The organism is Pseudomonas sp. DCB_AW (genome assembly GCF_026240895.1).
GTDB lineage: Bacteria > Pseudomonadota > Gammaproteobacteria > Pseudomonadales > Pseudomonadaceae > Aquipseudomonas > Aquipseudomonas kermanshahensis.
The window spans coordinates 82,314-92,008 of sequence record NZ_JAPFCE010000017.1; the positions used below are offsets into that span (position 1 = coordinate 82,314).

General features: G+C 58.5%; 7 protein-coding genes and 1 pseudogene. 3 read left to right on the top strand and 5 right to left on the bottom strand.

Translation table 11 applies throughout. The features are described from left to right. Positions 1-14 precede the first annotated feature (14 nt). Positions 15-2,081 (bottom strand): maltose alpha-D-glucosyltransferase, encoded by a 2,067-nt coding sequence (gene treS, locus OO306_RS12665; protein ID WP_265968907.1) that lies wholly within the window; start codon positions 2,079-2,081, stop codon positions 15-17. A gap of 155 nt (positions 2,082-2,236) precedes the next feature. Continuing rightward, the gene (locus tag OO306_RS12670; protein ID WP_027593499.1) at positions 2,237-3,154 is read right to left on the bottom strand and encodes a LysR family transcriptional regulator; all 918 of its coding nucleotides are present in this window, start codon (positions 3,152-3,154) and stop codon (positions 2,237-2,239) included. A 120-nt stretch (positions 3,155-3,274) separates the two neighbouring features. Here OO306_RS12670 and OO306_RS12675 point away from each other — a divergent pair, with 120 nt between their 5' ends. The 3 genes from OO306_RS12675 to OO306_RS12685 all read left to right on the top strand — a co-directional run bounded on the left by OO306_RS12675 (position 3,275) and on the right by OO306_RS12685 (position 5,982). Further along, positions 3,275-4,033, top strand: coding sequence for a 5-oxoprolinase subunit PxpA (locus OO306_RS12675; RefSeq protein WP_027593498.1), 759 nt, complete (start codon positions 3,275-3,277; stop codon positions 4,031-4,033). A gap of 93 nt (positions 4,034-4,126) precedes the next feature. Further along, on the top strand, positions 4,127-5,014 hold the full coding sequence (locus OO306_RS12680; protein ID WP_027593497.1) for an allophanate hydrolase subunit 1: 888 nt from the start codon (positions 4,127-4,129) through the stop codon (positions 5,012-5,014). Further along, entirely contained in the window at positions 5,011-5,982 is a 972-nt protein-coding gene (locus tag OO306_RS12685) for a biotin-dependent carboxyltransferase family protein (protein WP_027593496.1), read from the top strand. The genes OO306_RS12680 and OO306_RS12685 overlap by 4 nt, the downstream gene beginning before the upstream one ends. Positions 5,983-6,223: 241 nt before the next feature. Here OO306_RS12685 and OO306_RS12690 read toward each other — a convergent pair. From OO306_RS12690 to OO306_RS12700, 3 genes and pseudogenes are all read right to left on the bottom strand, one after another. Next, positions 6,224-6,487, bottom strand: a pseudogene (locus OO306_RS12690) (PAAR domain-containing protein). A gap of 701 nt (positions 6,488-7,188) precedes the next feature. After that, on the bottom strand, positions 7,189-7,908 hold the full coding sequence (locus OO306_RS12695; protein WP_265968909.1) for a hypothetical protein: 720 nt from the start codon (positions 7,906-7,908) through the stop codon (positions 7,189-7,191). 6 nt (positions 7,909-7,914) lie between these two features. Beyond that, positions 7,915-9,695, bottom strand: a 1,781-nt coding sequence (locus OO306_RS12700; RefSeq protein ID WP_265968910.1) for an RHS repeat-associated core domain-containing protein, incomplete at its 5' end; no start/stop codon positions are given.

Sequence of the window (9,695 nt, forward strand, 5' to 3'; positions counted from 1 at the left end):
GCGGCCGCCGCCCTTCAAACATGCCCGCTGCTGCTCACGATGCGCAGGCACAGCGCCTCGTACGGCTCCAGGTTGACCATCAAGCGCCCATCTTCAGTCAAATCCCCCTCGACCGTCTCGTTGATCATGTCCACCACCGTTCCCGGTGTGAAGCCGGTCAAGAGCAGCTCCTCGGCAATGACCGTCTGGCCAAAGTTCAGTGCGCTGATCTGGATGCCGCGCCCCGCTGGCAGCTCGTGCACCATCACCAGCAACCCGGGGCTGCTGACCTCGGGCACCAACACTTGGCGGCTGGTGGCGATGCCGTAGGCCTGGCGCACGGCCAGCAGTTTTTTCACCTTGCTGGCGAACGAGTCGCTGCTCTCGAGCTGGCTGTCGAGGCTGCCGTAGAGCGCCCGCGCCCGGGGCATGCCGCGCACCGACGCCTCAGCGTCGGGGGCGAGCCCGGCCAGGTCGTAGCCGCCACGGTGGATCCAGCGGGTGTCGCCATCGAGCATCCGTTCGGCCACCGCCTCGGCAGGCAAGGGCAGGGCGCCGACCAGGTCCCAGCCGGACAGTGCGACCACGCCGGGCTGCATGGCGTTGTACATCACCAGCAGCAGGTGGATTTTTTGGATGCGCTCGATATCCGCTGCGTCGATCTGCTCAAGGTCGCGGATACCCAGCGCGGCGGTGATCAGGCTGGCAGTGGTGCAACTGATGCCATTGGTGACGAAGCGCAAGTTGTAGGGGGCATGTTCGCCAGACAGGCGCTCATAGATTTCTTCGCGTATGTGCTCGCGCAAGATACTGCCAGGCAGGGTCTGGCCCTTGAACAGGTACATGTCGTGGGCATGCAGTGTCCAGAAGTGCACCAGTTCGACGGTCAGCTCGTCATGGTTTTGCAGGGCGTGGATCAAGGAAGCCGGGTCGATGCCAAACGCGTGCATTTCCTTGAGCATCAGGCGCAGGAACTCGGTGTCACCGGTCAGCAGTGCATGCTGGTAGGCGGGGCGGGTGATGAAGTCATAGGACAGATCGGCGCCGCCCGTGGACATCTGGGCTATGTCGTCGATTGTCAGGTTAAGCTCCTGAAAGCTGAACCCGCCCGCCTTGCGAATCATGCCGCCAATCAACTGGTTGCCGACGATCGACAGCGGGTGGCTTTCGGACCAGGCGGTGCCCTGGAGCCGCGTTTCCACCCCGAGAAAACCATTGGCATCCAGGCGCAGGCCCCGCGCGCCCAGGCAGTCCAGCGCATGCAGGGCATCCCCGATGATCATCTGCTGGGCGGCGAAGGTTGGGTCGAGCCAGTTGAGCGACGGCTGCCCTTCCTTGAAGTAGTGCAGGTACACCCAGCGCCGGGTCTTGCCATCGACGCCGGTGATGGGCGGGGTGACGCTCCAGTCGGTCTCCTTGACCCCAGGCTCGAAGAAGATCACCCGCTGCAACTGGCCGACGATGTAGTGGCGGGCCTTGAGCTCGTCGCACACAGCCGGCAATAGGTTGACCGCATCACGGCCTGCGGGCACCTCGGGTAGCAGCGGCCAGTCTTCCTCGCGCACTTCGACCATGTGGTAGAGCCCAGGGTAGGCCCCGTGGGCCAGCTCAGCCAGGCGGAAGTCGGCACCTTTGCCGGTGTGCGAAGGGATCAGGTCATCGATGGTCACAGCGTTGTGCGCAGCGGCCATGCGGCTCATCTGGATCAAGTCCTGCTCGCTGCCGTAGAGCGGGTCGATGTCGAAGCTGATGCGGTCGAAGTTACCGTCCACGCTGGGGGTGAATTCGCGGCCACGCACGCCGCCGGACTGTTTGATCGGGCCAGTGTGCACGCCTTGTATGCCAATTTCCGACAAACGCTTCCACAGCGCCTCGTGGGCCAAGGCCGCCAGCACCGAGCCGCCCTCCGGGGCAATGATGGCGTCTGGGTAGACCGTCAGCCACACCGAGGCGATTTCAGTGGCGCGGCGGGGCTGGGCTTCGGCGTAGGGGTTCTGCCATAGGCGCGATTGCCCCGAATACAGGCGGGCCCGTTCCTGGGAGGCCTTGAGCATGGAACGGTCTTCGAGCCACTTGATGTATGACGGGTCGGGTTGGGTCATCTCGCGTCCTCTCTGCGTGTCGGCACCGGCCACAGTTATGACGGCGTTGCAGGCGGAACGTTCGGCGTGAAACGGAGTGGCTGCAATCTTCAAGCTTGCGTCGCCCCAGTGGGAGCCGGCTTGCCGGCGATTGGGCTGCAAAGCAGCCCCCCGGTTCAACGCCGCGCCGACAACTGCTGCGGTGCCAGAAATGCACCATGAAAGTAGTTGCGCAACGCCTGCATCGCCGGGCTGAACGCCCGCTCGCGATGCCAGGCCAGGCCCACGCTCATCGGCGTGACCGGGTCGCTGATGGTCACCGTCTCGATCCGTTTGCCCTCCAGCGACCAGGGCCTGTGCACCAAATCAGAGAGGATCGCCACGCCGCTGCCATTGGCGACCATGCTGCGCACAGCCTCCACCGAGCTGGTCCGCACGCGCACGCTGGGCCGCTGCCCGGCCTGCTCCCAGTAACGCATGGCACTTTGTTCGGCTTCGTCCACGGTCAGCAGAATGAACGGTTCGCTGGCCACATCGGCCAGGCTCACCGCCGAGCGCTCGCACAGCGGGTGGTGGCCGGGCAGCCACAGCCGGCGCTCGGAGTTGAACAGGGTTTCCGAGACGATATCCGGGTGGGTGAGGTTGGCGGTGAGCACCACCGCCATGTCGAAGCGCCCCTCCAGCAGCCCTTGCTCGATCGCGCTGCGCTCCTGCTCATGCACTTCCAGGGTCACGTCCGGGTGCCAGTGTTCGAGGCGTTGCAGGTGGTGTGGCAAGAAGTAGCCAATCACCGTATAGCTCGCCGCCAGGCGCAGCAGGCCGCTGGCGCGCACGTCTGGCAGCGGGCTGTTCAGCGCATCGTCGACGCTGCGCAAAATCACGTAGGCGCGGTTCAGAAAGTGCCGGCCCGCCTCGGTCAGGCTCATGCCCTGGGCCGAGCGCTGGAACAGCAGCACGCCGAGCATCGCCTCGAGTTCCTTGATTGCAGTGGTCACCGCCGACTGGGAAATGTTCAGGTGGATCGCCGCCTGTGAAATCTGGCCGATCTCGGCAGTGGCGACGAAGTAGCGGACCTGGCGCAGGGTCAATGACACGGTTGGCTCCCGGTGTATCTGATTTTCAGAAGACACCCTATCTGTTTATAGATCTTCCCAAGGGGGTGTGGAAAATCTAACGTGGCTTGCATGCAGTCACAAGTGCCAGGAGATACGTTCATGCAGGTGGTGGATTTCAATTCGGATATGGGTGAGGGCTTCGGCCCGTGGACCATCGGTGATGGCGTCGACAACGAGCTGATGGCTTTTATCAGCTCGGCCAACATCGCCACCGGCTTCCATGCCGGCGACCCCGGCACCATGCGCCGCACCGTCGAGCGGGCCAAGGCGCTGGGCGTGGGCGTCGGTGCACACCCAGGCTTTCGTGACCTGGTCGGTTTCGGCCGCCGGCACATCAATGCCACCGCCCAGGAGCTGGTCGACGACATCCTGTATCAACTGGGTGCGCTGCGTGAAATCGCCCGTGCGCAAGGTGTGACCTTGCAGCACATCAAGCCCCACGGCGCGTTGTACATGCACCTGGCGCGCGATGAGGTGGCGGCCCGGCTGTTGGTGCAGAACCTGCGCGTGGTCGAGCCGCAATTGCTGTTGTACTGCATGCCAGGCTCGGTGATCTGCCGTATTGCCGAAGAACTTGGCCAGCCGGTGGTGCGCGAGTTCTATGCCGACCGCGAGTACGATATGAGCGGCTCCATCGTGTTCACCCGCAACGTGCGCGGCTACCAACCCGAGGCCGTCGCCGAGCGCGTGCTGCGCGCTTGCCAGCAAGGCCTGGTGCGTACGGTCGAGGGGCAGGACCTGGCCATCACGTTCGATTCCATTTGCCTGCACAGCGATACCCCCGGCGCGCTCGACCTGGTCGAGGCAACGCGCAAGGCGCTGGATCAGGCCGGTATCGAGGTGCGTGCGCCACGCTGAGTTTTACCGGCACCTGGCGCACCTAGGCCGGGGCCGCTGCATCGATTTGATTTCGCCTGCCTTTCTATAAAGATTCCAAGAAAAGGAACAGTCATGGCCGAGCCGGTTGCTTCTACCCCGATCCGCTACAGCTTCGGTGCCGACGAGCACCTGTTTGCCGAAGTCAGTGACAGCATGTCGCTGGAGGCCTTTTTCAAAGGCATGGCCGTCACCCGCGCGGTGGAACGGCTTGGCCTGGAGGGCGTCCTCGACGTGTGCCTGGCCAACGCGTCGTTCCAGATCCGCTTCGACCCTGACCGTATTGCCCCCGAGGCCCTGCTCGAAGCCGTACGCGGCGCCGAGGCAGAGGCGGTGGCCGAGCGCTCGCTGCACACCCGCATCATCGAAATCCCGGTGCTGTACAACGACCCCTGGACCCACGAAACCCTAATGCGTTTTCGCGATCGCCACCAGGACCCGAGCAGCACCGACCTTGAGTATGCGGCGCGGGTCAACGGCCTGGCCGATGTCGAGGCGTTCATCGCTGCCCACAGCGGCGCACCCTGGTTCGTGTCGATGGTCGGCTTCGTCGCCGGCCTGCCGTTCATGTTCCAGATGGTCGAGCGCGAGCGGCAACTGCAGGTGCCCAAGTACCTGCGCCCACGCACCGACACGCCCAAGCTGACCCTCGGCCATGGCGGTTGCTTCGGTTGCATCTACTCGGTGCGCGGGGCGGGGGGCTACCAGATGTTTGGCGTCACCCCGGCACCGATCTACGACCCGCAACAGACGCTGGCCTACCTCAAGGCGCACATGGTGTTCTTCCGCCCGGGTGACATCGTGCAGTTCAAGCCGATCGACCGCCGCGCCTATGACCAGGCGGTGGCGGATGTGGAAGACGGTTGCTTCAACCTGCGCATTCGTCCGGTGGCGTTCTCCCTGGATGCCTTCCTCGCCGACCCAGTCGGCTACCCCAAGACGCTGCAGGAGGTGCTGGCATGATCAAGGTACTCAAACCCGGCCTGGCAACCTCGGTACAGGACCTCGGTCGCGAGGGGTATTACCACCTGGGCATTCCGCCTTCCGGGGCGCTTGACCAGTACGCTTTGAGCGCAGCCAACCATCTGGTCGGCAACCCGGCAGGCGCCGCGGGGCTTGAATGCGCGCTGGTGGGCCCAGAACTTGAGTTCCAGCAGGATGCGCTGGTGGCAGTGTGCGGCGCGCAGATGCCGGCATTGCTCGACGGCCGTGAGCAGCGCCCCGACACCGCGTTCGCGGTCAGGGCAGGGCAGGTGTTGCGCTTCGGTTTCCCCACGGCGGGTGCCCGGGCGTACCTGGCCGTCGCCGGGGGTATCGATGTGCCCGAGGTGCTCGGCAGCCGATCGACCTACGCGCTGGGGGCCTTGGGTGGGCACCATGGGCGAAAGTTGCTGGCAGGCGATGTGCTGCCAGTCGGTGTGCCCAGCGGCAAGACCCGCGCCGGCGCAAGCCTGCCGATGGCGTTGCGACAGTCGCTGGGTGGCGAAGTGGTGTTGCGGGTGGTCCCAGGCTTGTATTTCCATCGACTGACTGACGCAGCAGCGCAGCGCTTCTTTACCGAGGCGTGGACCGTCGGCTCCGAGGCAGACCGAATCGGCTACCGCTACAAAGGCGGCAGCCCATTGAGTTTCCAGCCGCGTGAGCAGCCGTTTGGCGCCGGCTCGGACCCCTCGAACATCGTCGACAGCTGCTACCCGATCGGCTCGATCCAGGTGCCGGCGGGGCTGGAGCCGATCATTCTGCACCGCGATGCGGTGTCCGGAGGCGGGTACGCCATGATCGGCACCGTGATCAGTGCCGACCTGGACCTGGTCGGGCAGATGCAGCCTAATCAGCAGGCGCGGTTTTTGCCGGTGAGCCTGGAGCAGGCGCTGGAGGCGCGGCGGTCGTACAAGAAGAAGCTGGGGTGTGTTGCCAGGCTGTTTGGCTGATGGTGGTGTGGGGTGGAGCATCTTTGTGGTGCTCCACTGTCCGATAATTAGGCGCTATTGTTGCTGCTTTTTTTGCATAGCTAAATTGTAGTGCGCGACCGGGTTGACATTTCATCGGTACACGTACATTTACGTTATGGAGAACAGTCTGATCAGCTCTCAATTTTTATCTCGGGAGCGGCGGCAACAGACATACTGACGGGGTGTCTGTTGTTCGCTTGCTCCACTTGGCCAGGTTGACTCAGCGATGGACGCTGCCGTGTGGTGCGCTGGCAATCAAGGTGGCGCAGCACGCGGTTTTCGTGCCGTCAAGGGCGACGGGTACTCCGTTGACGCGGTACGTGTCACTGCCTTCGATGATAGGGAACTAGTCTTTGCACAGAGGGCAGAGAACCATATTGCCTTTGCCGGCCATGGGTTTTCTGTAGAGGTTGGTGTGCGGGATGCTCTCGATCACTTGCCCGTCATGATTGGTTGTGTCGCCTAAACGAACTACGATGCTCATTTTTGGTTACTCATCTGACTGGTTTTCATATGGTATGCCTTATGTTGTCGGTCTTGGGTTTTGGTGGTGTTTATATCCTGTCTTGGTTTGCGGTGATACTTTGGTTGCTTATTGGGTTAGGATTGCATAAAGATCTATTCTTGCTGTTGTATCGGTTGTGTTCATGTTGTAAGTCGCACTTAGGTCACTCGGTTACTTATCGATGATGATGTCGGCTTCAATCATCCAGGATGATGGGGGTGGGTTTTTAGGGTCCGCAATAGCGGAATTGAGTTGTTTGGTATTTGTTGTCTGGAAGGTGTAGGTGTGCGGGATAAGTCGGATGGTGAATTGTTGTTAAAATATTCATGGAGTGCTGCTCGTAAGTGCGCAGGCTTGACTTGAATGATCAATCGTTTTTCTCTGCTCTTTCAAACTCATTAAGTGTAATAAGTTTATTTATGTGTATAATTGTTTCAATTATTTCTTCTGTGATTGGCGGGGCATCATTTTTTTCTGCCTCTTGAGGTTCGGTTGTCGGGGTCCTAGTTTGTGTGTTTGGTTTGACGTTAAATCTGATTAAGTCAGTGTCTGCAAACATAATGTGACATCGTGACTCTTTGGCGCTCAACCCAGCCCCGCATGCCCTTGGGGCACATTTTTCGCCAGTAGGACCTTTATGGGTTGTGGGGCTAGTAGCGTTTAAAGACGTTGTATTTTTGTCATAGAGTATTTAAGATTTTATCCAGTTCTGCTGCTGCTGGAGGATTGATTTCATCCAGTTTAAGATGTCCTTCCGCTCTGATAAGATTTTTGATTGTTAAGAATTTTTCTTCTCCAAGGTGTGCTTTCCAAGCATTAAGGAAATCTAGTCGAGATGAAAAGTTTTTTATTTTCATGAATGTTAAATACGGTGCATCATCAATTCCATCCATCAGTGATTTTATATAGTTATCCCATTCTGATGCGGTTTCGGACCACGCATCTTCCCAGTCATAAACGTGCGATTTTCTTTCGAGCCCAATAGATTCGATTTCCGCAATTATCTCTAGTGTTTCATTTGTTATTGTTGAGTCTATTTCATCTGTGGTGAGCCAATATAGGTGGCTGGCGATTGAGCTTATTGTATGAAGTGCGGTGCTTAGTGAGTCTGTTATGCCTTCAAGGATTTCAATATATTCTGTTAATTTTTTTAAAGTGGCTTCCGGTATATTTTTTTCTCTTGCCATTTTGAAAAAGACCTCTTGCGTGCTGCGCTGTCTATGGAAAGAAAAGTCGGCGTACAAGTAGTAGTTTTTTTCGCCATTCATTATTGTCTTTACTGAGTGGCGAGCTATTTCTTTGATCGAATTTAGTTCGACTTTGTCTGAGCTTTCTAGTACTTCAGCAGCAAGGCAGTCTGTACTTAACAGGAAAATCAATTCGTCAAATGTCTTGGCCATTTTTCGTTACCTAGTAGGGGTGGGTGGGATAGGAGTTCTTGCTAAATTACGTATCGAGTGAGGTATTTTGTAGTGCTTGTTGCAATCGCGGCTGTCAAACTTTTCTATGTCATTATTTAGTCCGATTTTGATATCGTTTGCTGCCTCTTGGTGTCCTTCCCAAGACCCTTTTCCTGCAAGTTGACCATGTTGCCTGGCTTGGTTTTTGGTGCGGGCGAAAAGGTACAGATTATGCTTATCATCGCGCATGTCCTCTACTCTTTCGAGTAAACCCCTGCTTCCAGAAAATTCCTTTCGGCCGACGGATTTTGCGTAAATTTTTGCTATCAGGGCTTTGCATTTTTCCTTTGTGGCCGATATTCTGCACGGCGTAAGCCCAAGAGGGTCTGTCCAGGCAATAGGGTTGTTTGCATACTGGTAAATATTAAATCCGCCTAGAAAACCAATTGGATCTTTCGCAATGAAACGCCCTGTTGATGGTTCATAGTTCCGATAACGGCTGTAATGCAAGCTTGTTTCGGTATCGAAGTATTGCCCCTGAAAGCGTAGCGGGTTTCGAATGTTTGCCCAAGCCGCCTTATCGCTGCGCTTTTCCAGCGCCAGTCCCCAAGCTTTGTAGCTTCCTCTCCATGCAATATGCGCATCTTCGCCAGTAAGCTCTACGGGAGTACCCAGCTGATCACACTGATACCAGGCGAAAGCCACAGTAGGCCTTGGTGCCGCCTGGTGCCGCCAGACAGGATCTTGATTAACATCATATGGGAAGTCATAGATTGGCTGATGCAGCATTTCTTCAATGTGATGCATCACCCCTTGCACCACTGGAATAAAGGTTCCGGGCTCAAATACATAGTGCGTGGTCTGCCCCTTGCCATCACGGCCTCGCTGTTCGAACGCCAGGGTGTCGCCATCCCACACGAATAGGGTCAGATCGCAGCCCAGCTCCTCATCTAGTGCTCGTCTCGCGTTCTCGTTCCAGACCGGTCCGGCCTGGACCCGGTTGCGGTACTTCGAGCGCGAGTCCTTGTAGACACGACGGCCTAACGCGTCATAGCCGAACTCGACGACCAACCGGTGATCCTCGTACCGCCGCAGCCGGTCATACAGGTCCCAAGTGAACTTGCCTGTCTTGCCGTTCTCAATCCGCTCCAGCAGGTTGCCGCGCTCGTCGTACCGATACTGGGTGCCGCAGTAGCTGCGCAGCACGTTGTCCATCAATTTGCGTGGCGAGTGTGGATTCGGACCCGGTGGTGCCTCGGGGTCCAGCAGGTTGCTCGCTGGGTCAAAGGCAAATGTTTCCTTCTCGTAGTTAAGGCTGGCTTCAAGCAAGCGCCCCACCGGGTCATAGCGATAACGCAGATCGCCACGGTTCAGGTCTTTGATGTGGTATAGCTGCCCGGCTTCGTCATAACGATAGGTGCGCGCCGCTATGCGTTTGGACTCACCTTGCCGAACCAGGGTCTGTTCCAGCAACTGACCATTCGGGCTCCAGGTTTGTCGCTGGACCAGGCCATTACCTTGCACGCGGCCGATCTCTCGGTGCAGGTCGTCACGCTCGTAACTGATCAACTCCTGGTCATCGAGTTTGAGCGCGAGCAGGTGGCCGCTGCCGTAAGTCAGCCAGCTGACCCGGTGGCCATCGGGGCGGGTCGTGGCAATACGTTGATTAAGCGCATCGTACTCATGCTTGAACACGGCCACCTGTGGCTTGACCAGATAATCCAGCCACTGATGCTCGCGCGTGTTGTTACCTGCTGCATCGTAGAACCATTGCAGTCTGCAGGTGC

Coding starts and splice junctions, on each gene's coding strand:
- treS (WP_265968907.1), bottom strand. CDS start 2,081: ATGACCCAACCCGACCCGTCATACATCAAGTGGCTCGAAGACCGTTCC.
- OO306_RS12675 (WP_027593498.1), top strand. CDS start 3,275: ATGCAGGTGGTGGATTTCAATTCGGATATGGGTGAGGGCTTCGGCCCG.
- OO306_RS12680 (WP_027593497.1), top strand. CDS start 4,127: ATGGCCGAGCCGGTTGCTTCTACCCCGATCCGCTACAGCTTCGGTGCC.
- OO306_RS12685 (WP_027593496.1), top strand. CDS start 5,011: ATGATCAAGGTACTCAAACCCGGCCTGGCAACCTCGGTACAGGACCTC.
- OO306_RS12695 (WP_265968909.1), bottom strand. CDS start 7,908: ATGGCCAAGACATTTGACGAATTGATTTTCCTGTTAAGTACAGACTGC.